This is a genomic window from Pseudomonas fakonensis (assembly GCF_019139895.1).
GTDB lineage: Bacteria > Pseudomonadota > Gammaproteobacteria > Pseudomonadales > Pseudomonadaceae > Aquipseudomonas > Aquipseudomonas fakonensis.
This window is the reverse complement of record NZ_CP077076.1, coordinates 25790-49815: the sequence shown is the minus strand read 5'-3', so window position 1 is coordinate 49815 and position 24026 is coordinate 25790. Positions and strand designations below refer to the sequence as shown.

28 protein-coding genes are annotated in these 24026 nt (G+C 65.3%); 14 read left to right on the top strand and 14 right to left on the bottom strand.

Going from position 1 to position 24026, the window contains the following annotated elements:
- Nucleotides 1–25 precede the first annotated feature (25 nt).
- Both KSS94_RS00245 and prlC read right to left on the bottom strand, forming a co-directional pair.
- Nucleotides 26–295 (bottom strand): YheV family putative zinc ribbon protein, encoded by a 270-nt coding sequence (locus KSS94_RS00245; protein WP_217841125.1) that lies wholly within the window; start codon nucleotides 293–295, stop codon nucleotides 26–28.
- Complete coding sequence (gene prlC / locus KSS94_RS00240) at nucleotides 292–2379, bottom strand: oligopeptidase A (RefSeq protein ID WP_217841124.1); 2088 nt, start codon at nucleotides 2377–2379, stop codon at nucleotides 292–294. The genes KSS94_RS00245 and prlC overlap by 4 nt, the downstream gene beginning before the upstream one ends.
- Nucleotides 2380–2445: 66 nt before the next feature.
- Between prlC and KSS94_RS00235 the strand changes: the two genes are divergently transcribed.
- Together KSS94_RS00235 and KSS94_RS00230 are read left to right on the top strand one after the other, a co-directional pair.
- On the top strand, nucleotides 2446–2994 hold the full coding sequence (locus tag KSS94_RS00235; RefSeq protein WP_217841123.1) for a gamma carbonic anhydrase family protein: 549 nt from the start codon (nucleotides 2446–2448) through the stop codon (nucleotides 2992–2994).
- Between the two features lie 60 nt (nucleotides 2995–3054).
- Nucleotides 3055–3702, top strand: a complete 648-nt coding sequence (locus KSS94_RS00230; protein WP_217841122.1) for an HAD family hydrolase — start codon at nucleotides 3055–3057, stop codon at nucleotides 3700–3702.
- An 11-nt stretch (nucleotides 3703–3713) separates the two neighbouring features.
- Here the strand turns inward: KSS94_RS00230 and KSS94_RS00225 are convergent, their stop codons facing one another.
- The gene (locus KSS94_RS00225) at nucleotides 3714–4829 is read right to left on the bottom strand and encodes an aminopeptidase (protein ID WP_225935822.1); all 1116 of its coding nucleotides are present in this window, start codon (nucleotides 4827–4829) and stop codon (nucleotides 3714–3716) included.
- 67 nt (nucleotides 4830–4896) lie between these two features.
- Here KSS94_RS00225 and KSS94_RS00220 point away from each other — a divergent pair, with 67 nt between their 5' ends.
- Both KSS94_RS00220 and KSS94_RS00215 read left to right on the top strand, forming a co-directional pair.
- Nucleotides 4897–5310, top strand: a complete 414-nt coding sequence (locus tag KSS94_RS00220) for a PA0061/PA0062 family lipoprotein (RefSeq protein ID WP_217841120.1) — start codon at nucleotides 4897–4899, stop codon at nucleotides 5308–5310.
- A gap of 55 nt (nucleotides 5311–5365) precedes the next feature.
- Nucleotides 5366–5779 (top strand): PA0061/PA0062 family lipoprotein, encoded by a 414-nt coding sequence (locus KSS94_RS00215; RefSeq protein WP_217841119.1) that lies wholly within the window; start codon nucleotides 5366–5368, stop codon nucleotides 5777–5779.
- Between the two features lie 70 nt (nucleotides 5780–5849).
- Here KSS94_RS00215 and KSS94_RS00210 read toward each other — a convergent pair whose 3' ends face one another.
- Both KSS94_RS00210 and KSS94_RS00205 read right to left on the bottom strand, forming a co-directional pair.
- On the bottom strand, nucleotides 5850–6083 hold the full coding sequence (locus KSS94_RS00210; RefSeq protein WP_217841118.1) for a DUF1161 domain-containing protein: 234 nt from the start codon (nucleotides 6081–6083) through the stop codon (nucleotides 5850–5852).
- A gap of 90 nt (nucleotides 6084–6173) precedes the next feature.
- Complete coding sequence (locus KSS94_RS00205; protein ID WP_217841117.1) at nucleotides 6174–6599, bottom strand: OsmC family protein; 426 nt, start codon at nucleotides 6597–6599, stop codon at nucleotides 6174–6176.
- A gap of 152 nt (nucleotides 6600–6751) precedes the next feature.
- Between KSS94_RS00205 and KSS94_RS00200 the strand changes: the two genes are divergently transcribed.
- A complete protein-coding gene (locus KSS94_RS00200; protein WP_217841116.1) occupies nucleotides 6752–7753 on the top strand; it encodes an LLM class flavin-dependent oxidoreductase in 1002 nt (333 codons plus the stop codon).
- A gap of 117 nt (nucleotides 7754–7870) precedes the next feature.
- Here KSS94_RS00200 and KSS94_RS00195 read toward each other — a convergent pair whose 3' ends face one another.
- Both KSS94_RS00195 and KSS94_RS00190 read right to left on the bottom strand, forming a co-directional pair.
- Nucleotides 7871–8092, bottom strand: coding sequence for a DUF1161 domain-containing protein (locus KSS94_RS00195; protein ID WP_217841115.1), 222 nt, complete (start codon nucleotides 8090–8092; stop codon nucleotides 7871–7873).
- 103 nt (nucleotides 8093–8195) lie between these two features.
- Nucleotides 8196–8411 carry a dodecin gene (locus tag KSS94_RS00190; RefSeq protein WP_003253076.1) on the bottom strand — a complete coding sequence of 72 codons (216 nt, stop codon included), beginning with the start codon at nucleotides 8409–8411 and terminating at the stop codon, nucleotides 8196–8198.
- A gap of 153 nt (nucleotides 8412–8564) precedes the next feature.
- On the opposite strand from KSS94_RS00190, the gene KSS94_RS00185 reads away from it, so the two are divergent.
- Nucleotides 8565–8888 carry an ElaB/YgaM/YqjD family protein gene (locus KSS94_RS00185; RefSeq protein WP_217841114.1) on the top strand — a complete coding sequence of 108 codons (324 nt, stop codon included), beginning with the start codon at nucleotides 8565–8567 and terminating at the stop codon, nucleotides 8886–8888.
- On the opposite strand, the gene KSS94_RS00180 is transcribed toward KSS94_RS00185, so the two are convergent.
- On the bottom strand, nucleotides 8885–9781 hold the full coding sequence (locus KSS94_RS00180) for a LysR family transcriptional regulator (RefSeq protein WP_217841113.1): 897 nt from the start codon (nucleotides 9779–9781) through the stop codon (nucleotides 8885–8887). The genes KSS94_RS00185 and KSS94_RS00180 overlap by 4 nt on opposite strands.
- Before the next feature lie 164 nt (nucleotides 9782–9945).
- Between KSS94_RS00180 and trpB the strand changes: the two genes are divergently transcribed.
- Together trpB and trpA are read left to right on the top strand one after the other, a co-directional pair.
- Nucleotides 9946–11163, top strand: coding sequence for a tryptophan synthase subunit beta (gene trpB, locus KSS94_RS00175; protein ID WP_217841112.1), 1218 nt, complete (start codon nucleotides 9946–9948; stop codon nucleotides 11161–11163).
- Nucleotides 11160–11969: a tryptophan synthase subunit alpha gene (gene trpA, locus KSS94_RS00170; RefSeq protein WP_217841111.1), complete on the top strand. Its 810-nt coding sequence runs from the start codon at nucleotides 11160–11162 to the stop codon at nucleotides 11967–11969. Before trpB ends, trpA begins: the two co-directional genes overlap by 4 nt.
- A 70-nt stretch (nucleotides 11970–12039) precedes the next feature.
- On the opposite strand, the gene KSS94_RS00165 is transcribed toward trpA, so the two are convergent.
- Nucleotides 12040–12372, bottom strand: a complete 333-nt coding sequence (locus tag KSS94_RS00165) for a DOPA 4,5-dioxygenase family protein (protein WP_217841110.1) — start codon at nucleotides 12370–12372, stop codon at nucleotides 12040–12042.
- Nucleotides 12373–12425: 53 nt separating this feature from the next.
- Between KSS94_RS00165 and KSS94_RS00160 the strand changes: the two genes are divergently transcribed.
- Nucleotides 12426–13025, top strand: coding sequence for an NAD(P)H-binding protein (locus KSS94_RS00160; protein ID WP_217841109.1), 600 nt, complete (start codon nucleotides 12426–12428; stop codon nucleotides 13023–13025).
- Between the two features lie 128 nt (nucleotides 13026–13153).
- Here KSS94_RS00160 and KSS94_RS00155 read toward each other — a convergent pair whose 3' ends face one another.
- The gene (locus tag KSS94_RS00155) at nucleotides 13154–14053 is read right to left on the bottom strand and encodes a choline sulfate utilization transcriptional regulator (RefSeq protein ID WP_217841108.1); all 900 of its coding nucleotides are present in this window, start codon (nucleotides 14051–14053) and stop codon (nucleotides 13154–13156) included.
- A gap of 108 nt (nucleotides 14054–14161) precedes the next feature.
- Here KSS94_RS00155 and betC point away from each other — a divergent pair, with 108 nt between their 5' ends.
- From betC to KSS94_RS00140, 3 genes are all read left to right on the top strand, one after another.
- A complete protein-coding gene (betC, locus tag KSS94_RS00150; RefSeq protein WP_437179986.1) occupies nucleotides 14162–15679 on the top strand; it encodes a choline-sulfatase in 1518 nt (505 codons plus the stop codon).
- Between the two features lie 14 nt (nucleotides 15680–15693).
- Nucleotides 15694–16617: a choline ABC transporter substrate-binding protein gene (choX, locus tag KSS94_RS00145; protein WP_217841106.1), complete on the top strand. Its 924-nt coding sequence runs from the start codon at nucleotides 15694–15696 to the stop codon at nucleotides 16615–16617.
- A 149-nt stretch (nucleotides 16618–16766) separates the two neighbouring features.
- A complete protein-coding gene (locus KSS94_RS00140; protein ID WP_217841105.1) occupies nucleotides 16767–18332 on the top strand; it encodes a SulP family inorganic anion transporter in 1566 nt (521 codons plus the stop codon).
- 135 nt (nucleotides 18333–18467) lie between these two features.
- On the opposite strand, the gene aroE is transcribed toward KSS94_RS00140, so the two are convergent.
- Complete coding sequence (aroE, locus tag KSS94_RS00135) at nucleotides 18468–19292, bottom strand: shikimate dehydrogenase (RefSeq protein ID WP_217841104.1); 825 nt, start codon at nucleotides 19290–19292, stop codon at nucleotides 18468–18470.
- Nucleotides 19293–19317: 25 nt separating this feature from the next.
- The gene (gene hemF, locus KSS94_RS00130; protein WP_217841103.1) at nucleotides 19318–20229 is read right to left on the bottom strand and encodes an oxygen-dependent coproporphyrinogen oxidase; all 912 of its coding nucleotides are present in this window, start codon (nucleotides 20227–20229) and stop codon (nucleotides 19318–19320) included.
- A 132-nt stretch (nucleotides 20230–20361) separates the two neighbouring features.
- Between hemF and KSS94_RS00125 the strand changes: the two genes are divergently transcribed.
- On the top strand, nucleotides 20362–21339 hold the full coding sequence (locus tag KSS94_RS00125) for an NADPH:quinone reductase (protein WP_217841102.1): 978 nt from the start codon (nucleotides 20362–20364) through the stop codon (nucleotides 21337–21339).
- A 266-nt stretch (nucleotides 21340–21605) separates the two neighbouring features.
- Here the strand turns inward: KSS94_RS00125 and tsaC are convergent, their stop codons facing one another.
- Both tsaC and dprA read right to left on the bottom strand, forming a co-directional pair.
- Nucleotides 21606–22163: an L-threonylcarbamoyladenylate synthase type 1 TsaC gene (tsaC, locus tag KSS94_RS00120; protein WP_217841101.1), complete on the bottom strand. Its 558-nt coding sequence runs from the start codon at nucleotides 22161–22163 to the stop codon at nucleotides 21606–21608.
- A gap of 41 nt (nucleotides 22164–22204) precedes the next feature.
- Nucleotides 22205–23302 (bottom strand): DNA-processing protein DprA, encoded by a 1098-nt coding sequence (gene dprA, locus KSS94_RS00115; protein ID WP_217841100.1) that lies wholly within the window; start codon nucleotides 23300–23302, stop codon nucleotides 22205–22207.
- Nucleotides 23303–23510: 208 nt separating this feature from the next.
- Here dprA and def point away from each other — a divergent pair, with 208 nt between their 5' ends.
- Nucleotides 23511–24017, top strand: a complete 507-nt coding sequence (gene def, locus KSS94_RS00110; protein ID WP_038707094.1) for a peptide deformylase — start codon at nucleotides 23511–23513, stop codon at nucleotides 24015–24017.
- Nucleotides 24018–24026 lie beyond the last annotated feature (9 nt).

Here is a 24026-nt window from a genome sequence, read left to right as displayed (position 1 = left end):
CCACAGGAGCCCCGCTATGGTTGCTTCAGGCGTCAGGCTTCTTCAGCTTCGGATTGGGGAAAAACTGCACGGTCTGCACCTTGGCCGGCGCCGCCTTGGGCGCCAGCTGGTTGACCCGGGTGCCGATCTCCTTGGGTACCGACAGACCCTGCTCGTTCAGCGTGTCGGTGAACCCGCAGGCCACGCACTCGCGGTGCGGCACGCCGTCCTCGTTCCACATCATCAGCTTGTCCATCTCGCTGCAGGCCGGGCACACGGCCCCGGCGATGAAGCGCCGCTTGGTCTTGTCGCTCATGCCGCCGCGCCCTCGCTCAGGCCGCAGTGGCGCAACAGTGCATCGATGGAAGGCTCGCGACCACGGAAGTCGACGAACAGCACCATCGGTTCGCGGGAACCGCCACGGGCCAGAATCGCCTCGCGGAACGCGCGGCCGGTCTCGGCATTGAGCACGCCTTCTTCCTCGAAGCGCGAGAAGGCATCCGCCGACAGCACTTCGGCCCACTTGTAGCTGTAGTAGCCCGCCGCATAACCGCCGGCGAAGATGTGCGCAAAGCTGTTGGGGAAGCGGTTGTACGCCGGCGGGCGCATCACCGACACCTCGTCGCGCACGCCTTCGAGCACCTGAAGAGCGCCGCGGCCATCGCCGTGGGTGGCGTGCAGTTCGAAGTCGAACAGCGAGAATTCCAGCTGGCGCACCATCATCATCCCGGACTGGAAGTTCTTCGCCGCCAGCATCTTGTCCAGCAGGTCCTGGGGCAGCGGCTCGCCGGTTTCATAGTGGCCAGAGATCAGCGCCAGGCCCTCGGGCTCCCAGCACCAGTTCTCCATGAACTGGCTCGGCAGCTCCACCGCATCCCAGGCCACACCGTTGATGCCGGACACACCAGCATGCTCGATGCGGGTCAGCAGGTGGTGCAGGCCGTGGCCGAACTCGTGGAACAGCGTGGTGACTTCATCGTGGGTCAGCAGCGCCGGCTTGCCGGGCGCGGCCGGGGTGAAGTTGCACACAAGGTTGGCCACCGGGCTTTGCAGCGCGCCGGCCGCAGTGCGGCGACGGTCACGGGCGCCGTCCATCCAGGCACCGCCACGCTTGTTGGCGCGGGCGTACAGGTCGAAGAAGAAGCGCCCGACGTGCTGGCCGTGCTCTTTGATTTCGAACAGGCGCACATCCGGGTGCCAGGTGTCGAAGCCCTTCAGTTCAGTGATCTCGATGCCGTACAGGCGCTGCACGATGCTGAACAGCCCGCCCAGTACCTTGTCGATCGGGAAGTAGGCGCGCAGGGCTTCCTGCGACACGCTGTAGCGCTGCTCGCGCAGCTTCTCGCCGAAGTAGCCGGCGTCCCAACTGGCAAGCTCGGGGGTGCCTTGCTCGGCGGCATAGGCCTTGAGCTGCTCCAGGTCCTGGGCGGCGAACGGCTTGCTGCGCTTGGCCAGGTCGCGCAGGAAGCTCAGCACCTGGTCGCTGGACTCGGCCATCTTGGTGGCCAGGCTCAGCTCGGCGAAGTTCGGGTAACCCAGCAGGGCCGCCAGCTCCTGGCGCAGGTCGAGGATCTGTTCCATCACCGGGCCGTTGTCGAACTGGCCGGCGTTCGGGCCCTGGTCGGAGGCGCGGGTGCAGTAGGCGGCGTACAGTTCTTCGCGCAGGGCGCGATCGCTGGCGTAGGTCATCACCGCGTAGTAGCTGGGGAACTCCAGGGTGATCAGCCAACCGTCGAGGCCCTTGGCCTGGGCGGCGGCGGCCATCTGCGCTTTGGCCGAGTCGGTCAGGCCGGCCAGCTGCGCTTCGTCGGTGACGTGCTTGGTCCAGGCCTGGGTGGCATCCAGCAGCTGGTTGGAGAAGCGGCTGCCCAGCTCGCTGAGCGTGCTCTGCACCTCGGCGTAACGCTGCTGCTTGTCGGCCGGCAGGTCGATACCCGACAGGCGGAAGTCGCGCAGGGCGTGGTCGATGATGGTTTTTTGCGCCACGTCGAAGCCTGCGGCTTCGGGGCTGGCGGCCAGGGCCTCATAGGCTGCGAACAGCGCGCGGTTTTGCCCAAGCTCGGTGGAGTAGGCGCTCAGGGCCGGCAGGCACGATTCATAGGCCTCGCGCAGCTCCTTGCTGTTGCACACCGCATTGAGGTGGCTGACCGGGCTCCAGGCAGCGCCCAGGCGGTCGTTGAGTTCGTCCATGGCCAGCACCAGGCCGGCCCAGGTGGGGTTGTTGCCCTGCTGTTCGAGGATGTCGGCGATGGCCTTGCGGTTGTCGGCAAGGATCTGCTCGATCGCCGGCAGCACGTGCTCGGCGCGGATCGCCGAGAAGGGCGGCAGATCATGGGGCTGCAGCAGCGGGTTGTTCGCACTCACGGTTCGGGTACCTTGGCAGGAGAAACACGGGACCATCTTAATTACAATCGACGCCGACCGCAGCAGGCAGCCTGCCTATCGGCATTGCAGAGGAACACTATCATGGCCCTTCGGACGTTCCGGGAACACACGCCGAAAGTTGGACCGCGCGCCTTCGTCGACCGTTCGGCGGTGGTCATCGGCGATGTCGAGATCGGCGAAGACAGCTCGATCTGGCCATTGGCGGTGGTCCGCGGCGACATGCACCGCATCCGTATCGGCGCGCGCACCAGCGTGCAGGATGCCAGCGTGCTGCACATCACCCACGCCGGCCCCTTCAACCCCGACGGCTTCCCGCTGATCATCGGCGACGAGGTGACCATCGGCCACAAGGTGATGCTGCATGGCTGCACCCTGGGCAACCGCATTCTCGTCGGCATGGGCAGCACCATCATGGACGGCGCCATCGTCGAGGACGAGGTGATCATCGGTGCCGGCAGCCTGGTGCCCCCGGGCAAGCGCCTGGTCAGCGGCTACCTGTACATGGGCAGCCCGGTGAAGCAGATCCGCCCGCTGAGCGAGCAGGAACACAGGTTCTTCCCCTACACGGCCGGCAACTACGTCAAGCTCAAGGACCAGCACCTGGCCGAAGGCTACGATCAACCGCAATGACCGCATTCGCGGGTTTACCCGCGAAGAAGGCAACACACGACTTCAGGTGGAACCCTTTACATGCACCAGCAAAACATCCTCTTCGACCTCGACGGCACCCTGACCGACCCGCGCCTGGGCATCACCCGCTCGATCCAGTACGCCCTGGCAAAGCTGGGCATCGACGAGCCGGACCTTACGCGCCTGGAGCACTTCATCGGCCCGCCCCTGTTGCAGGCGTTCATGCAGTTTTACGGTTTCGACGAGGCCAAGGCCTGGGAGGCGGTGAGCTTCTACCGCGAACGTTTCAAGGTTACCGGCCTTTACGAAAACCAGGTGTTCGAAGGCGTGCCGGAGCTGCTGCAAGCACTCAACGACCAAGGCCGTACCTTGTACATCGCCACTTCCAAGCCCTGGGAGTTCGCCCGCGAAATCGCCCGCCACTTCGCCTTCGACCACCACTTCAAGGTGATCTACGGCAGCGAACTGGACGGCACCCGCACCAACAAGGTCGAGCTGATTCGCCACCTGCTGGATGAACAAGGGCTGGACCCGGCGCAAACCCTGATGATCGGCGACCGCAAGCACGACCTGATCGGCGCCCGCAGCAATGGCTTGCAGGCGGTGGCGGTGGGTTATGGCTTCGGTAGCCGCGAAGAGCTGGAGGCCGAGGCCCCGGCGTTCCACTTCCAGACCCTGGCCGAAATGCACCGGGCGTTCATACGCTGATTCAAGCCCTGCTACGGGCTCGTGGGAGCGGGCTTGCCCCGCGATAGGGCCAAGCCTGCCAATGCCGATTTGCGCTGCTCGATCGGCATCTTCCCCAACGCTTCAACCCGCCGATAAAACCGCTGCCAATCCCCACCCACCTCAGCAAACAACCGCGAAAACGCCGGCACCCACTGGTCATACAGCCCGAACGGCAGCAACTTGGCGTTGTTCATCGGCGCATACACCCACGCATCGAAACGCCGGTCGCCCTGCCAGTCGCGGTCCCGCACCTCACGGTATTCACTGCGCAAGCGCTCGAACTCGGCCTGCTTGGCCGCCCGCTTGCCGGCCTCATCCAGGGGCCCGGAATAGATCGCCTGCAATCGCTCACGACTGCCCAGCACCAGCCGGATGAACTGGTCACGCTGCGCCGCGCCGCCATCTACCGCCGCCGGCAGGCCACGGGCCGCGCGCCATTGGCGGGTGCCTTCCTGCTCGACGAACGAAGCGAACGACTCGTTGAACTCGGTATCGTCCTTCACATAAAAGCGCTGGTGCGCCAGCTCATGGAAGATCACCGTGGCCAGGCGCTCGTCACCCCAGCCAACCATGCTCGAGAGGATCGGGTCGTCGAACCAGCCCAGGGTCGAGTAGGCCTCCACACCGCCCACATAGACATCCAGGCCCTGCTGGCGCATCAGCGCCGCCGCACCCCGGGCCGCACCTGGCTGGTAGTAACCGCGATAGGCAACGCAGCCGGCGATGGGGAAGCAGTGGGTGACCGGCTGCAGCGACAGCTCCGGGGTGGCGAACACGTTCCACACCACATAAGGGCGGCCCAGTTCGGCGTACACCCGGTAGCTGCCGTTGTCCGGCAGTTTCAGGTGTTCGCTTGCAAATACCCGCGCCTGCTCGGCGAATAGCAGGCGCTGGCGCAGCACCGGGGTGGTGGCGGGGTTGTCGATTACCTGTTGCACCGGCTGGCGGGCCCGCAACAGCTGCCATTGCCCGTCGGCCAGCTGGCCGTAATAACCCAGGCTGGAGCAACCGCTCAGCAGGGCGCCGAAGGCAACGGGAACCAAGCGGGTGAAAACGCGGTCGAGTGCCGGGCGGCCGGTGCGCCTGAAAAGAAAAAGTCCATGCATCGAGGCTGCCTGTCTCGCTTGTCGGCCGAATGCCACCAAGACTATCTCGCCAAGGGGGAGCTTCGCCATGCGTACCCGGTTTGCCGTGGGCACACTGATGCTGCTGTCCGGTTGTACCACCTTGCCCGACCCGGATCCGACCCAGGCCTGGGTCGACCTGGCCGCGCACGACAACGCTTCGCTGCACGCGGTGCAGGTGGACGAACGCGATTGGGCCGACAACCGCTATTTCCAGGTGCCGCCCGGCAGCCACGAGCTGACCGTGCGCTACCAGTTCGCCGTGGCGCCCGGCAATATCGGCCCGGTGGCCGAGCCGCTGTGGCGCGACTGCCAGCTCAACCTCACTTTCAAGGGCTTCGACGCCGGCCAGCGCTACCAGATGCAGGCCGGCAGCATCGGCTTCAGGCCCTGGGTGAAGCTGTACGACCAGCAGCGCAAGCTGATCGGCCAGGCCGAGCCGGCAGGCTGCCAGCGCAGCTGAACCCCGTGAACGGCGCTATGCTTATGGCCTGTGAACCGCGAGCGGGAGTTTCACCATGCGCCAGCCAATGATGCTGATCGCCCTCAGTACCCTGGGGGCTTGCGCAAGCCCCTTGCCCCCCGTCGACCCCGGCAAGGCCTGGGTCGACCTCTACACCATCACCCCCGGCCGCACCATCATGGCTGATCGCCTGGACGGCAAGCGGTTGAACGATGGCCGCTACTTCCAGGTAACCCCAGGCAAGCACGAGCTGGTGGTGCGCTTCGATTTCGAGGTGTATTCCGGTGGTTTCACCACCGACCCCACCGAACGCATCTGCTACCTCACCGTGCGCTACAACGACTTCAAGGCCGGCGAACGCTACCGCCTCGAAGCCCGCGCCCCGGTGATGCAGCCACAGCTTTTGATGTACGACGCCAGCCGCAAGGTGGTGGTGGACGAGCCGAGCGAGGTGTTCTGCATTCCCTGAAGACAATCACCTGCAGGCCGGCACCGCTCCTGCAGGAGCCGGCTTGCCGGCTATGAGGCCGGCGAACGCTCTACCGATCGTTCTTCTGGTAAACGATCTTCTTGGTCCCGCCCTCACAGCTGCCGACGATCATGTTCGGGTCGCTGACCTCGGCGTTGGGCACGATCTCCAGCGTGTAGGAGGTCACCCCGCGTGCCTGGATCTTCGCTTCGATCTCGGCCTTGAGTTCCTCGCACGGCTTGGGTGCAGCCAGTGCAGCCGTGGCCAACAGCGAGGCCAGCACGGCAAATGCTACGCGAATCATGGGACGCCTCCTCAAAGGGCAGCCGGCGCTAAAGGGCAGGCGGCGCTGCCGACGCTGTTTAGACTACCGCACAGCAGCGCCGTTGCGCCGCTATTGCAGCAAGCTGGCATCCAGGCTGATGGTCGCATTCAGCACCTTGGACACCGGGCAGCCGGCCTTGGCCTTGTTGGCGATCTCCTGGAACTGCGCCTCGCTGGCCCCCGGCACCTTGGCCTTGAGGGTCAGGTGCACCGCGGTGATGGCAAAGCCGTCGGCCTGCTTGTCCAGGCTCACCTCGGCGTGGGTGTCGATGCGCTCGGGGGTGAGCCCGGCCTCGCCCAGCATCATCGACAGCGCCATGGAGAAACACCCGGCATGGGCAGCGCCGATCAGCTCTTCAGGGTTGGTGCCCGGGGTGCCCTCGAAACGGGTGTTGAAGCCGTAGGGCGCGTCCTTGAGCGCGCCGCTTTCGGTGGAGATATGGCCCTTGCCGTCCTTCAGGCCGCCTTGCCAGACTGCCGATGCTGTCTTCTTCATGTTGCCTCCTGATCGCAGGTTGAATACCTCAAGTTGTGAGGTCAGCGCCTACGCCAAGTTCAGATCAATCTTCCAGCAGGCATTGAATAAGCCGAATGTGCCCATACAGAGTTCGCAGGGCCTGCGGGCCACCATTCACTGCGGAGGCTCCGATGACGCACCTGCGAGACCTGAAGATTTCCACCCTCGACCTGGTGCCCGTGCGCGCCGACAGCGGCCCGGCGCAGTCGCTGCGCAACTCGCTGGACCTGGCACAACATGCCGAGCGCTTCGGTTACCACCGTTTCTGGGTGGCCGAGCACCACAACATGGACGGTATCGCCAGCTCCGCTACCGCGGTGCTGATCGGCTACCTGGCCGGCGGCACCTCGAGCATCCGCGTCGGCTCCGGCGGGGTGATGTTGCCCAACCATGCGCCGCTGGTGGTTGCCGAGCAGTTCGGCACCCTGGCCAGCCTGTACCCGGGCCGCATCGACCTGGGCCTGGGCCGCGCCCCGGGCTCCGACCAGATGACCGCCCACGCCCTGCGCCGCGAGCGCTCCGGCAGCGCCGACGACTTTCCCGACGACGTCGAGGAGCTGTCGCGCTACCTGGGCCCGCGCACCGATGATCAAAAAGTGATCGCGGTGCCCGGCCACGACACCGAGGTGCCCATGTGGCTGCTCGGCTCCAGCCTGTTCAGTGCCCAGCTGGCCGGCATGCGCGGCATGCCCTACGCCTTTGCCTCGCACTTTGCGCCGCGCTACATGCACGAGGCCATTCGCATCTACCGTGATCACTTCAAGCCGTCCACCACCCTGGCCAAGCCCTACGTGATGCTCGGCGTGCCAATGGTTGTGGCCGACACCGACGAAAAGGCCGAGTACCTGGCCACCTCGGTGTACCAGCGCATTCTCGCGCTGATGCGCGGCCAGAGCCTGATGCAGCGCCCGCCGGTAGAAAGCATGAACGGCCTGTGGCTGCCCCATGAGCGTCAGGCAGTGGGCGATTTTCTGGGTCTTGCGATGATTGGCAGCCCGGCGAAGGTGCGGGCCAAGGTGGAGGTGCTGCTGGAGCAGACCGGCGCCGATGAACTGATCTTCACCAGCGACCTGTACGAGCATGCGGACCGGGTGCGGTCCTATGAGCTGATGGCGCAGGCCCTCAAGGCCTGATGGACATCCCCCTGTAGGAGCTGGCTTGCCAGCGATCACCGGCGCAGCCGGTGCCACCATGCACCGGGTCGCCTGCAATCGCCGGCAAGCCGGCGCCTACAAGGGGTACAGCTTCACTCAGCCACGGCGGTAGACGATTTCCTTGGTCCCGGCCTCACAGCTGCCGATCACCTTGCCCGCCGGCGAGCCCTTGTCGACGATCTCCAGGGTGTAACCCTGCACGCCCTTGGCATCCAGCTTGGCGGCGATTTCCGCCTTGAGCTCTTCACAGGGCTTGCCTGCTGCCATCGCCCCACCGGCCAGCAGCATCAGCCCCGTCGCAACGATCAACTTCTTCATCTAGCGCATTCCTTGTACAGATCAAAGTCGAAAAGGGCGCAACCATAGCGCCCCGTGCATCTATCTACCCCATCACAACGGGCAAAGCCAGCCCGGGCGGGTCTCAGCTGTTGGCGATGCGGAAGCCCACCTTCAGCGTTACCTGAAAATGCGCGGCCTTGTTATCGCGAATATGCCCACGGGTATCGACCACTTCGAACCATTCCAGGTGCTTGATGCTCTTGCCGGCCTCGGCCAGGGCATTGTTGATCGCCTCTTCGATGCTGGTGGGCGAGGACCCTACCAGCTCGATCTTCTTGTAGGTGTGATGGTCAGTCATGGGTGCTCTCCTTACCGTGAAGTGTCCGTTGAGCCTAGCAGCGCAGGCCTGGTTTACCTGCGAGCCAGCACCTGGGGCGAAAGTTCGATCGCACTTTCGCCGCACCGCGCAGTCGCACCTTTTACAGCCAACCCACTGCGAAGGAGAGTCACCATGGCCCACAACTCGCTGCGCAAAGCGTCGCTTGAAAGCATGGAAGCCGAGATCGAGAGCCTGCTCAAGACCCTCGAACACCTCAAACACGATGCCTCGGAAGAAACCCACAAGACCATGAAGGCGCTGCGCGGCAATGCCGAAAACGCCCTCAAGCACTCGCGCAGCCTGCTCAGCGATGCCTACGAGGAAGTGAAGACCCGCACCCGCGAAACCAGCATCGCCACCCGCGACTACGCCCAGGAACACCCGTGGACCACCGCTGGCGTTGCCGTTGGCGCACTGGGCCTGTTGGCCGCCTACCTGATGTGCCGACGCAACTAAGCCGCCTGCTGTTGCAGCGCCTGGCGCAGCCACTGCGCCAACTGCTCGGCGCGCCCGTCTGCGGCGCGCCGGGGCACCCACAAGGCCAACGCCGCGCGGGTGGGGGAAAAGCCCCACGGCGCGGCCAGCCGCCCGGCCTTCAGGTCATCCGCCACCAAAGGCTGTGGCGCGATGGCGACCCCCAAGCCTGCCACCGCCGCTTCCAGCAGGTAGTACAAGTGCTCGAACGCCTGCCCGTACTGCAGTGCCTGCGGCGCCAGCCCATGCTGCTGCGCCCAGGTCGGCCAGGCCTGTGGCCGCGAAGTGGTATGCAGTACCGCCTCTCGTAGCAAAGCCACGGCGGGCGCGGCTTTCAAACGATCGAACCCTTCGAACAGCGGGCTCATTACCGGGCCGATGTGTTCTTCGGCGAGCACATGCACCTGCATGTCTGCCGGCCACGGTGGCTCGGCGTACACCAGCAGCGCATCCAGCCCCGGGCGACGCGGGTCAAGGTCGCCTTCACCGGCAGACAGGTGCAGGCGCAACTCTGGCAGGTCGGCCTTCAGGCGCCCGAGCCTGGGTATGAACCAGCGCGCCAGCAGGCTGCCGGAGCAGCCGAGCACGAACGGCGCCTCGTCGGCATCGCGGGAAAGCTCGGCGCAGACGCTGCGCAAGCGGTCGAAGGCCTCGAAACTGGCATCGCGCAGGCGCACACCGGCATCTGTGAGTTTGACGCCACGCCCGTCCTTGGCGAACAGCGCCACCCCCAGGTGTTCCTCCAGCACCTTGATCTGCCGGCTGACGGCGCCATGGGTTACGTGCAGCGCTTCGGCCGCCTGGCTGACGCTGTTAAACCGGGCGGTGGCCTCGAAGGCGCGCAGGGCGTTGAGCGGGGGGAGATCCTGGGTCATTTGAGTTGTGAGTTTTTCTGACGGGTTTGCGCAATCTTATCGGTTTTCAGGCAGGCCTGCGCTGGTTAGAGTAGACCTCATCGATCAACTTCAGCCCCATCGCGGGGCAAGCCCGCTCCCACGCGGGCACGGTTGCAAACCTTCAATTGCCTATGGAGCGCCCCATGACCCAGTCCCAATACCGCCCCGGCCCCGACGCCAACGGCCTGTTCGGCTCGTTCGGCGGCCGCTACGTGGCCGAAACCCTGATGCCGCTGGTGCTCGACCTTGCCCGCGAATACGAAGCCGCCAAGGCCGACCCTGAGTTCCTCGAGCAACTGGCGTACTTTCAGCGCGACTACATCGGCCGCCCCAACCCGCTGTACTTCGCCGAGCGCCTGACCGAACACTGCGGCGGCGCGAAGATCTTCTTCAAGCGTGAAGAGCTCAACCACACCGGCGCGCACAAGGTGAACAACTGCATCGGCCAGGTGCTGCTGGCCAAGCGCATGGGCAAGAAGCGCCTGATCGCCGAAACCGGCGCCGGCATGCACGGCGTGGCCACCGCCACCGTCGCTGCGCGCTTCGGCCTGCCCTGCGTGATCTACATGGGCGCCACCGACATCGAGCGTCAGCAGGCCAACGTGTTCCGCATGAAGCTCTTGGGCGCCGAGATCGTCCCGGTGACTGCCGGCACCGGCACCCTGAAAGACGCCATGAACGAGGCCCTGCGCGACTGGGTCACCAACGTCGACGACACCTTCTACCTGATCGGTACCGTGGCCGGCCCACACCCGTACCCGGCCATGGTCCGCGACTTCCAGTCGATCATCGGCAAGGAAACCCGCGCCCAGCTGCAGGAGAAGGAAGGGCGCCTGCCCGACAGCCTGATCGCCTGCGTCGGCGGCGGCTCCAACGCCATGGGCCTGTTCCATGAATTCCTCGAAGAGCCGAGCGTGCAGATCATCGGCGTCGAAGCCGGCGGCCACGGCGTGCACACCGACAAGCACGCCGCCAGCCTGAACGGCGGCGTACCGGGCGTACTGCACGGCAACCGCACCTACCTGCTGCAGGACGACGACGGCCAGATCACCGACGCCCACTCGATTTCCGCAGGCCTGGACTACCCCGGCATCGGCCCGGAGCACGCCTACCTGCACGAAGTGAAGCGCGTCGAATACGTCAGCATCACCGACGACGAGGCGCTGGACGCCTTCCACGCCACCTGCCGCCTCGAGGGCATCATCCCGGCGCTGGAAAGCTCCCACGCCCTGGCCGAGGCGATCAAGCGCGCCCCGACCCTGCCCAAGGACCACCTGATGGTGATCTGCCTGTCCGGTCGTGGCGACAAGGACATGCAAACCGTGATGAACCACATGGCCGCCCAGGAGAAACAGGCATGAGCCGTCTCGAACAACGCTTCGCCGAACTGAAAGCCGAAGGCCGCGCTGCCCTGGTCACCTTCGTCACCGCCGGCGACCCTGGCTACGACGCCTCCCTGCGCGTGCTCAAGGGCCTGCCCGCCGCCGGTGCCGACGTGATCGAACTGGGCATGCCGTTCACCGACCCGATGGCCGACGGCGTGGCCATCCAGCTGGCTACCCTGCGCGCCCTGGAAGCCGGCCAGACCCTGGCCAAAACCCTGCAGATGGTGCGTGAGTTCCGCGTGGACAACCAAACCACGCCGATCGTGCTGATGGGCTACTACAACCCGATTCACCGTTTCGGCGTAGAAAAGTTCGTCGCCCAAGCGCAGCAAGCCGGCGTCGATGGCCTGATCATCGTCGACCTGCCGCCAGAGCACGACGCCGAGCTGGCCACCCCGGCCCAGGCTGCTGGCATCGACTTCATCCGCCTGACCACCCCGACCACCGACGACGCCCGCCTGCCGCGCGTACTGGAGCGCAGCTCCGGGTTCGTCTACTACGTGTCGGTGGCTGGTGTGACCGGTGCCGGCTCGGCCACCACCGAACACGTCACCGAGGCCATCGCCCGCCTGCGCCGCCACACCGACCTGCCGGTCAGTGTCGGCTTCGGCATCCGCACCCCGGAGCAAGCTGCGGCCATCGCCCGCCTGGCCGATGGCGTGGTGGTAGGTTCGGCGCTGGTCGACAAGATCGCCCAGGCCAAAGATGCCGACCAGGCCGTGAACGACGTACTGAGCCTGTGCTCGGCCCTGGCCGAAGGCGTACGCGGCGCCCGCGGCTAACCTGTGGGAGCGGGCTTGCCCCGCGATGGTTTCAATGACGCCATCGCGGGGCAAGCCCGCTCCCACGGTTTCACTCGCCGAACATCGACAGATCCAGCGGCCGCACCGCCCCCATCCAGATCGCATGGTCGCGGTGATCGGCCAGCTCATCCCCGGTCAGCGGGTGCAAAAACACCACCAACCCCTTGCGATACAGCGCCAGCCACGGCAGCACCACCCCCACCAGTTCAGGCCCGAAGGCCAGCTGGCAGCTCCAGTCCGGGTGCGGCCCCACAGGCTTCTGGTGCATGCGCCCCATGCTCACGCCAAACAGCCGGGTGGCTTCCTCGCACAACGCCCTGGCCTGTTCCAGGGTGCTTGCGTCGTAGTACACGTGGGCGTGGTAGCCCTTGATCCTCTGCACGATAACTCCTGATTGCGGTCCAACCATCACCCACCTGCAAAGGGAGTGATGCGGTGAAAAATGCCGAAACCCCAGTGTTGAAACTGGTCCTGCTCGGTGCCGAAAGCTGCCTGGGCAATGCCCTGACCGTCGAGTTGCTGGCGCGCCGGCACGAGGTGACGGCCATAGTCGACGACCTCAACCGCCACGCCCCGCGCCCGGGCCTGCATTTGAAGATAGGCGGGCTGGGCAGCGCCGACCAGGCCGAACAGAGCGTGGCCGGTGGTTCGGCGGTGATCGCCGTGCTGCCACCGGGCGATCCGCCCGCGCAGCGGCGCATGAGCGAGGCGCTGCTGGCCGGGCTTGCGCGCACGACTATACGCCGGCTGTTGCTGGTGGGGGATTTTGCGCGGCTTGAAGGCGCAGCCTGTGAACAGCGCGAGTGCATGGAGCACATCGTCGATGGGCTGCAGCGCAGCGGGTTGCAGTGGACGGTGATCAATGCGCCGGGCGAGGTGGCGGGGGTGAGCATCGAGCACTTTCGCAGTATCGAAGGCACACAGGAGCCAGGGCTGGCCGAGCCACTGCGGCACCTGGCACGGGTGGCGGCGGGGATGGTCGATATGCTGGAGCTGGGGTTGCACAAGGGCGAGCATGTGAACTTCGTTGTCTAGACCGCCGGGGGCTGCTTTGCAGCCCATCGCGACACAAGGCCGCTCAGGGGACCGCGTCAACAGGGATTACGCGGTCTGTGTAGGAGCGGCCTTGTGTCGCGATGGGCCGCAAAGCGGCCCCAGGGATCTCACAGGCTACGCTCCTGCTCCAGCCAATCGACGAACCGCTCGATCAGCGCCCTACGCCGCTTGCGCGGCGGCAGCACCGCGTAATACCCGCGCTTGGAGCGCAAACTCCCCTCCAGCGGCCGGCACAACAAGCCTTGCTCCACCAGCCCGTCCACCAGGTGCCCCCAGCCAATCGCCACCCCTTGCCCGGCGATCGCTGCCTGAATCAACAGGGTGTAGTTGTCGAAACGCAGCTGCCCGGCCGGCGGCGGGCTGTTCACGCCGAAGCCACGAAATACCCCCGCCCAGTCGAACCAGCGGCTGGCCTGCTCACCGCGCAAATGAAGCAACGGCAAACGTTGCAAAGCCACGGCTGACAAGGCTTTGCCATGGGTCAGCCGTGGGCTGCACACCGGGAACACTTCCTCGTCGAACAGCCAGCGGCTCTCACCTTGGTGAAAACGCCCGTCACCAAACAGCACCGCCACATCGATGTCCGGGCGCAACATGGCCTGGCTGCGCTCACCGGTCACCAGGCTCACGTCCACCTGTGGATAAGCCTCGTGAAAACGCTGCAAGCGCGGCATCAGCCAGAACGCGGCAAAGGCAAAGTCGGTGGCCACCTGCAGCACCTCGCGCTGGCCACGCCCGCTGGCTTGGGCGATACCGTCTTCCATGGCCTGCAGCGCCTGGTGCACCTGCTCGAACAACAGCAGGCCAGCCTCGGTCAACTCGATACCGCGATAGATACGGTCGAACAACCGCGTGCCCAGCTGCGCCTCCAGGCGCTTGACCTGCTGGCTCACCGCCGGCTGGGTGGTGCCCAGCTCCACGGCAGCGGCGGTAAAGCTGCGCAGGCGAGCGGCGGCCTCAAATACCCGCAGGGTATCCAGCGACAGCGCGGCAAGGTGTTCAAACATAAGTTCGGCTAATCCCAGTCATTGCCCGACATGGGCTTTACCCATGTTATCCACAGTCGCATCTTGGTAGGCAAGCGGTTCGCATAACCCTACAAGATGGAAGCCAGCATGCCTCGTCCGAATATCCTGTTCATCATGGCCGACCAGATGGCCGCGCCCCTGCTGCCGATCTACGGCCCCTCGCCGATCCTCATGCCCCACCTGAGCCGCCTGGCCGAGCAGGCCGTGGTGTTCGACGCGGCCTACTGCAACAGCCCGCTGTGTGCGCCGTCGCGTTTCACCCTGGTCAGCGGCCAGTTGCCCAGCCGCATCGGTGCCTATGACAACGCGGCGGACTTCCCCGCCGACGTGCCCACCTACGCCCACTACCTGCGCCGCCTCGGCTACCGCACGGCGCTGTCGGGCAAGATGCACTTCTGCGGCCCGGACCAGCTGCACGGCTACGAAGAACGCCTGACCAGCGACATCTACCCGGCCGACTACGGCTGGGCGGTGAACTGGGATGAACCGGATGTGCGCCCAAGCTGGTACCACAACATGTCCTCGGTGCTGCAGGCCGGGCCCTGCGTGCGCACCAACCAGCTGGATTTCGACGAAGAAGTGGTGTTCAAGGCCCGCCAGTACCTCTATGACCATGTGCGCGAAGGCGATGGCCGGCCGTTCTGCCTGACCGTGTCGATGACCCACCCCCACGACCCTTACACCATCCCCAAGCGCTACTGGGACCGCTACGAGGCTGTGGATATCCCCATGCCCCGCGCCGAGTACGCCCAACACGAGCTCGACCCGCACTCGCAACGCCTGCTCAAGGTCTACGACCTGTGGGACAAGCCGCTGCCTGTGGACAAGATTCGCGACGCCCGCCGCGCCTACTTCGGCGCCTGCAGCTACATCGACGACAACATCGGCCAGCTGCTGCAAACACTGGAGGAATGCGGCCTGGCCGACGACACGCTGATCGTGTTCTCCGGCGACCACGGCGACATGCTTGGCGAGCGCGGGCTCTGGTACAAGATGCACTGGTTCGAGATGTCGGCCCGGGTGCCGCTGCTGGTGCATGCGCCCAAACGCTTCAAGGCCGCGCGGGTTGAAGCCTGCGTGTCCACCTGCGACCTGCTGCCCACCCTGGTCGAGCTGGCCGGCGGGGCTGTGGATAACCAGCTGCACCTGGACGGCCGCTCACTGCTCGGCCACCTGCAAGGGCAGGGCGGGCATGACGAGGTGATCGGCGAGTACATGGCCGAAGGCACGGTCGGCCCGCTGATGATGATTCGCCGTGGCCCGTACAAGTTCGTGTACAGCGAGGACGACCCATGGCTACTCTTCGACCTGAGCCGCGACCCGCACGAGCGGGAGAACCTCACCGGCAGCCCGGACCACCAGGCGCTGCTGCAGGCATTTGTCGATGAGGCCAGGCAACGCTGGGACATCCCTGCGCTGCGCCAGCAGGTGCTGGCCAGCCAGCGCCGGCGCCGCCTGGTGGCCGAGGCACTGGCCATCGGCAAGCTGAAAAGCTGGGACCACCAACCGCTGGTGGACGCCAGCCAACAGTACATGCGCAACCATATCGATCTCGATGACCTCGAGCGCAAGGCACGTTATCCACAGCCCGCACCCATGGATTGAGAAGAGAGGCCGCCATGCAGAAGTTCTCCACCGCCGTGTTCGCCCTGGCCCTGAGCCTGGGCACGGCCCACGCCGCCGACAGCGACGCGCAATGCAGCACCGTAAAGTTGGCCGACCCCGGCTGGAGCGATATCGCCAGCACCAACGCCGTGGCCCGGTTGCTACTGGAAAGCCTGGGTTACCAGGTGAAGATCGACAACCTGGCCGTGCCGATCATCTTCGGCGGCCTGAAGGACGGCCGGGTGGATGCCTTCCTCGGCAACTGGATGCCGGCGCAGCAGGGCTTCCATGACAAGTTCGTCGCCAACGGTGATGTACAGCAGTTGGCACGCAACCTCGAGGGCACCGAATTCACCCTGGCGGTACCCGACTATGTGTGGAACGCCGGGGTGAAGGACTTCGCCGATCTGCAAAAGCATGCCGAGCAGTTCGACAAAAAGCTCTACGGCATCGGCTCCGGCGCACCGGCCAACCTGTCGCTGAAAGCGATCATCGACAAGAACGAATTCGAACTTGGCCAGTGGAAGCTGGTGGAGTCCAGCGAGCAGGCGATGCTTGCCCAAGTAGACCGGGCGGTGAAGAAACAGCAGTTCATCACCTTCCTCGGCTGGACCCCGCACCCGATGAACGTGAAGCTGAAGATGCATTACCTCACCGGCGGCGAGAAATGGTTCGGCAGCAAGGGCGAGGTGTACACCCTGACCCGCAAGGGTTATGCACAGGCCTGCCCGAATGCGGCGAAGCTTTTCAGCAATCTGAAGTTCTCGCTGGAGATGGAGAACAGCATCATGGCCGAGGTTGTGGATAAGAAGGTGAGCTTCGATGATGCAGCCAAGGCGTGGGTCAAGACCCACCCTGAACTGCTGGAGGGGTGGTTGGCGGGGGTGACGACCAAGGCAGGTAGCGATGCTGCTGATGCGGTCAAATCCAAGCTCTGAGTTCCGTCTGATAGGCTGCCGGGGCCGCTTGGCGGCCCTTTCGCGGCACAAGGCCGCTCCTACAGGAGTGCGCGTTACCCTGTAGGAGCGGCCTCGTGCCGCGAAACGAGGGCGAAGCCCTCGCCTGCGATAATGAACAGGAACGATGCATGCCCCCTCTTCACCACCTGCTGCCCCTCCTCACCTGGCTGCCCCGGCAATCGGGCCGCAGCCTGCGCCAGGACCTGCTGGTGGGCCTGAGCGGCGCCATCCTGGCCTTGCCGCAATCCATCGCCTACGCCCTGATCGCCGGCCTGCCGGCCGAGTACGGCCTGTACGCCGCCATCGTGCCGGTGCTCATCGCCTGCCTGTGGGGCTCGTCCTGGCACCTGATCTGCGGGCCCACGGCGGCCATCTCCATCGTGCTCTACGCCAGCATCAGCCCGCTGGCGGGGGCCGGCAGCGCCGACTACGTAACCTTGGTGCTGCTGCTGACCTTCCTCGGCGGCATCTTCCAACTGCTGCTCGGGCTGCTGCGCTTTGGCGCGCTGGTGAACTTCGTCTCCCATTCGGTGGTGCTGGGCTTCACCCTCGGCGCCGCCATCGTCATCGCCTTGGGCCAGTTGCCCAACCTCATGGGGCTGGACTTGCCGAGCCAGGCGACGGCATTGAAGACCGTGCAAGACCTGGCCGGGCATGCGGGTGAACTGGACCTGCCGTCGCTGGCCCTGGGCCTGGCTACCGTGTTACTCGGCGTGGCCCTCAAGCTTGTGCGCCCCCGCTGGCCAAGCCTGTTGATAAGCCTGCTGCTGGTCAGCCTGGTAGCCTGGCTGTTGCCGGGCTACTTCGGCCATGTGCCCCGGGTGGCTGCGTTCAGCGGGCAACTGCCGCCCTTCAGCCCGCTGCCGTTGCTGGATGTGGAGCTGATGCTGCGCCTGCTGCCCAGCGCCGTGGCGGTGGGCATGCTGGGGCTGGTGACCAGCCTGTCGATTGCCCGCTCGCTGTCGGCACGTTCAGAGCAACTGATCGACCCGGACCAGGAGATTCGTGCCCAGGGCCTGTCGAACATCGGCGGGGCGTTTTTCTCCGGTTACCTGTCTGCCGGCTCCTTCACCCGTTCCGGACTGAGCTTCGAGGCCGGTGCCCGCTCGCCCATGGCCGGTGTGTTCTCGGCGCTGTGGGTGGCGTTGTTCGCCGTGACCGGTGCCGGGCTGATCGCCCACCTGCCGATCCCGGCCATGGCCGGCAGCATCCTGCTGATCTGCTGGGGGTTGGTGGACCACCGCGGCATCCGCGCGCTGTTTCGGGTCAGCCGTTCGGAGTTCCTGGTGATGGCGCTGACCGCCGCCGCCACGCTGCTGCTGGAGTTGCAAACGGCGATTTACGCCGGGGTGCTGGCATCGCTGTTCTTCTACCTAAAGCGCACCTCGCGCCCGCGGGTGCAGCAAAGCCGGGAAGGGCAGGCGGACGTGCTGCGAGTGGGCGGTTCGATCTTCTTCGGTGCGGCGCACTACCTGCAGGTGCGTTTGCAGCGCTGCCAGGGGCCGCATGTGGTGATCGACGCGCGGCAGGTGAACTTCATCGATTATTCGGGTGTGGATATGTTGCACCGTGAGGCGCGGCGGTTGTTGCGAGCGGGTGGCAGCCTGACGTTGCAGCGGGCCAGGCCCCAGGTGGTGGAGGAGCTGCAGAAGCTGGAGGGGGTGGAGGCGTGCCCGATCCGGTTTGAGGAGTGATGGAGGGTTGAGATTTTGGGGGCTGCTACGCAGCCCATCGCGACGCAAGGCCGCTCCTACACAGACCGCGTAATACCTGCCCCCTGTAGGAGCGGCCTTGTGTCGCGAAAGGGCCGCAAAGCGGCCCCGGCGATATCAGCCCCTAGCAAGTTGCCGGCGCAGCTCATCCAGTACCGGCCCGGTCTCAGGCCGTACCCCACGCCAAATGAAGAAGGCTTCCGCCGCCTGCTCGGCAAGCATCCCCAGCCCATCCAGCACCTTGGCCGCGCCCAGCTTGCTTGCCCACTGGCAAAACGGCGTCGGCTCCTTGCCATACATCATGTCGTAGCACACCGTGCGCCCGGCCTCGACCAGGCTGTCGGCAATCGGCGGCAGCTCGCCCGACAGGCTCGCCGAGGTGGCGTTGATGATCACGTCCACCGGCTCCTGCAGCCAGGCAAAACCGCTGGCTACCACCGGCCCCAGTTCGTCGAACTCGCGCGCCAGCTGCTCGGCCTTTTCCACCGTGCGGTTGGCAATCACCAGCGATTGCGGCCGGTGCGCCAGGATCGGCTCCAGCACCCCGCGCACCGCGCCACCGGCGCCAAGCACGAGGATGCGCTTGCCGGCAAGGGTTACCCCGGCGTTCACCGTGAGGTCACGTACCAGCCCGGCGCCGTCGGTGTTGTCGCCCTGCAGCGTGCCGTCGGCCAGCTTGCTCAGGGTGTTCACTGCGCCCGCCCGTTGCGCCCTTGGGGTGAGGCTGTCGCACAGGCGGTAGGCCTCTTCCTTGAACGGCACGGTGACGTTGGCGCCGCAACCTTGCTTGAAAAAACCCCGGGCGCAGTCGCTGAAATCGTCCAGCGGCGCCAGCAGGGTGGCGTACTCCAGGCTCTGGCCGGTCTGGTCGGCGAACAGGCGGTGAATCAGCGGCGACTTGCTGTGGCCGATGGGGTTACCGAAAACGACGTACTGGTCCATGGCAGCTCCTTGTTTATCCACAGGCTTACTGGCCGAGCCAGTCGCGGTCCTGCAGGAAGTACTCGGTCAGGCGCGCTTCCTCGCTGCCGGGCGCAGCCTTCCAGTCATAGCCCCAACGCACCTGCGGCGGCAGCGACATGAGGATCGACTCGGTGCGCCCGCCCGATTGCAGGCCGAACAGGGTGCCACGGTCATAGACCAGGTTGAACTCCACGTAACGGCCACGGCGGTATTCCTGGAATTCACGCTGCTGGGCGGTGTACGGGGTGTTCTTGCGGCGCTGCACGATCGGCAGGTAGGCGTCGACATAGGCATCGCCGATGGCGCGAATGAAGGCAAAGCAGGTGTCGAAGTCCCACTCGTTCAGGTCGTCGAAGAACAAACCGCCGATGCCGCGCGGCTCGCCACGGTGCTTGAGGTGGAAGTAGCGGTCACACCAGGCTTTGTAGCGCGGGTACACGTCGGCGCCGAACGGCGCGCAGGCCTGCTCGGCCACCCGGTGCCAGTGCACACAGTCTTCCTCGACGCCGTAGTAGGGGGTCAGGTCGAAACCGCCGCCAAACCACCACACCGCTTCTTCGCCTTCTTTTTCGGCGATGAAAAACCGCACGTTGGCGTGGGAGGTGGGCACATGCGGGTTGTGCGGGTGAATCACCAGCGACACGCCAAGGGCCTCGAAGCCACGGCCCGCCAGCTCCGGGCGGTGGGCGCTGGCCGAAGGCGGCAGGCCGCTGCCGAACACATGGCTGAAGTTGACGCCGCCTTTCTCGATCACCTTGCCTTCACCGATTACCCGCGTGCGGCCCCCGCCACCCGCTTCGCGCACCCAGGCATCCTCGACGAAGCGGGCGCCGCCGTCTTCGTTCTCGAGGGCAGTGCAGATGCGGTCTTGCAGGTCGAGCAGGTAGGCTTTCACGGCCTCGGTGCGGCTGGTCATCGGGTCACCTGGAAGGAGCGGGGAAAATTCGCCGCGTAGCATACCACCGGCAAACCCCGCGCCGCAGTTGACGGCGATCAAGCAAAGGCGTCCGATAGAAGGCCTTTGGACCTTTGAAGACAGGAGTGTGTGATGGCCAAGCGTATCCAGTTCAGCCAGCATGGCGGCCCGGAAGTCCTGCAACTTGTAGAGTTCGACCCGGCCCCGCCCGGCCCGCAGCAGGTGCGCGTGCGCAACCATGCAATCGGCCTGAACTTCATCGACACCTACTTTCGCAGCGGGCTGTATGCACCGCCTGCGCTGCCTTCCGGGTTGGGCACCGAGGCAGCAGGCGTAGTCGAAGCAGTGGGCGAGGGCGTCACCCGGCTGAAGGTCGGCGACCGCGTGGCCCATGCCGGCGGCCCGCTGGGTGCCTACAGCGAAGTGCACACACTGCCCGAGGCCAATCTGGTCAAGCTGCCCGACAGCATCAGCTTCGAACAGGCCGCCGCCGTGATGCTCAAGGGGCTAACCACCCAGTACCTGCTCAAGCAAACCTATGCCGTGCAACCGGGCGACTTCATCCTGTTCCATGCGGCTGCCGGTGGCGTGGGTTCACTGGCCTGCCAATGGGCCAAAGCGCTGGGTGCCAAACTGATCGGCACGGTCAGCTCCAGCGAGAAAGCAGAACGGGCCAAAGCGCTCGGGGCCTGGGCGACCATCGACTACAGCCATGAAGACGTGGCCAGGCGCGTACTGGAACTGACCGACGGTCAGAAATGCCCGGTGGTGTATGACGGCGTGGGCGCCGATACCTGGCTGACTTCGCTGGACTGCCTGAAGCCACGCGGCCTGATGGTCAGCTTCGGCAATGCTTCGGGTGCGGTCAGCGGGGTGAACCTGGGCATCCTGGCGCAGAAAGGCTCGCTGTACGTCACCCGGCCAACCCTTGCGACCTACGCCAACAATGCCGAGAACACCCAGGCCATGGCTGATGACCTGTTCGCCATGATCGCCAGCGGCAAGCTGGTGGTGGATATCCAGCAGCGCTACCCGCTGAGCGAGGCGGCCAAGGCGCAGAGTGAGCTGTCGGCGCGGCGGACGGTGGGGTCTACGGTGCTGTTGCCTTGAGGCCCTAGTCGCGGAGCAAGCCTGCCCCTACAGCGCCGCGCATCGCTTTTTGATTCATCGCGACCCTGTGGAAGCGGGTTTTCCCCGTGATTGACTGGTGCGATCAGCATCGTCTTCGATGCTCAGCTCGTGTTTAGTCACCTTGCCAGCGCGTACCTGATCGATGGAGACTCGCAGTCGTTGCGCGTTGGTCTTCGAACTCAACAAATGAAGTGTTTCTTTCACGGTTTATTCTCTCCCCAAAAGCTAGACACGAATGCTGACGTTCAACCCGGCCGAACGATCTCACCCGTGGCCAGGTTGCGAATCAGGCTAGGGTTCTTGCGCCCCCCCAATGCCCCACCCAGCACCATATCCAGCTCACCATGGAAATACTGCTCCACCCGCAACCGGCTCTTGGCCGCCGGGCGCCCGCCGGGGTTGCACGAGGTGGAGATCAGCGGCCCCACCAGCGCGCACAGTTCGCGCACCTGCGGGTGGTCGCTGACCCGCAGCGCCACGGTGTCGTGCTGGCCGGTCACCCACTCGGGCAGCAGGTCCTGGTGCGGCACCAACCAGGTGTTGGGGCCCGGCCAGGTGGCGCTCATGCGGTCGATCCAGTCTTGGGGGAAGTCCTCGAACAGGAAGTCGAACTGGCGAATGTTGTCGGCGATCAGAATCAGGCCTTTATCCACAGGCCGCGACTTGAGCGCCAGCAGGCGGTACACCGCGTCTTCGTTCCACGGGTCGCAGCCCAGGCCCCAGACCGCTTCCGTCGGGTAGGCGATAACCGCGCCCGCCCGGATCTCACGTGCGGCTTGTTGCACACGAAAACTGCTCACCATTTTGCGTCTCTCCGCATCTAAACACCGTGCGCGCAGTGTACTTAGCCCGCCCGGGCAAACCAACGCCCGCCTTCACTGCTGACCCGGCCTTCGAGCTCCAGTTCGGTGAGGCTGGCCAGCACCTGGGCCAACGGCTGGCCGCTGCTGTGGGCCAGGCCCTCGCTGGTGTGCGGCGCGGCATGCAGCAGGGCGAGTAACGGATGAGCGGGTTTATCCACAGCGGCAGGCGGCAGGTTCTGCCAGCCGCGCAGGGTTTCGAGAATCTGCCCGACGCTTTCCACCAGCAGCGCACCGTCACGAATCAGCTGGTGGCAGCCCTTGGCCCCGGGGTGGTGGATCGAGCCCGGGATCGCGTAAACCTCGCGCCCCTGCTCGGCGGCCAGGCGGGCGGTGATCAACGAACCGCTGGCCAGGCTCGCCTCGACCACCAGCACGCCCAGGGACATGCCGCTGATGATGCGGTTACGCCGCGGGAAGTTGCCGGGCAAGGGGCCAGCATCGAGCGGGTACTCCGAGACCAGCGCGCTGCCACTGTCGAGCATCTGCCTGGCAAGCTCGCGGTGGCGCTGTGGATAAAGTTTTTGCAGGCCCGTGCCGAGCACCCCGATAGTTTGCCCGCCAGCCTTCAGCGCGGCCCGATGGGCGGCACCATCAACACCTAAAGCCAGCCCGCTGGTGATGGTGAAACCTGCCTGCGAAAGACTGCGGGCGAACCCGCCGGCAGTATCCAGTGCCGGGGGTGAAGCACGCCTGCTACCCACGATGGCCAGCTGCGGCTGGTCGAGCAGGGCGGGGTCGCCGGCGACGAACAGCAGCGGCGGCGGGTCGTCGATTTCTGCCAGCAGCGCCGGGTAGCCAGGGCTGTCCCACATCAGTAAATGCTGGCCCGGGCCCTCTAGCCAGGCCATTGCAGCCGCTGCACCGTCACGCACTTGCGGGCTGCGCCGGGCGTCTATACTGGCTGCCGGTATACCCAGCGAACGCCAGGCACTGGCCGGGGCGCTGAGCGCCGAAGAGGCGCTGCCGAAGGCTTCGATGAGGGTTTGAAAGCGTCGCAGGCCGGTGTCCGGAAGGCGATGCAAACGCAATCGCGCTTCCAGTTCGGCGGGCGAGCAAGGCGACGAATGGAAAATACTCATAGGGATCATCCTTGATCAGAAGGGGGCCATCGGCGTGGCACAACCTGTGGATAACTGTGTTGATAACGCTTTGAAAAGCTGTCCATCAATTGCGCTATAAAGCGCCCTTTCACACCCTAGCCGAGCTTTCGCAGGTGCCTTGCCAACCTTTTCCCTTTATTATGTGTGCTCAGTTTTCAACCGACCGCACAGTGACTGCCTGACCCCTATGGCCATCTTGAACATCCTCGAATTCCCAGACCCGCGCCTGCGCACCATTGCCAAACCGGTAACGGTCTTTGACGACGCCCTGCGTCAACTGATCGACGACATGTTCGAGACCATGTACGAGGCCCCGGGCATCGGCCTTGCCGCCACCCAGGTGAACGTGCACCAGCAGGTGGTGGTGATGGACCTGAGCGAAGACCGCAGCGAACCGCGGGTTTTCATCAACCCCAGCGTCGAAGAGCTGACCCACGACATGGGCCAGTACCAGGAAGGCTGCCTGTCGGTACCCGGCTTCTACGAGAACGTCGACCGCCCGCTGCGTGTGCGGGTCAAGGCCCAGGACCGCGACGGCAAGCCTTACGAGCTGGAATGCGAAGGCCTGCTGGCGGTGTGCGTGCAGCACGAGTTCGACCACCTGAACGGCAAGCTGTTCGTCGACTACCTGTCCCAGCTCAAACGCGACCGGATCAAGAAAAAGCTGGAAAAGCAGCACCGCCAGCAAGCCTGATCGCCACCT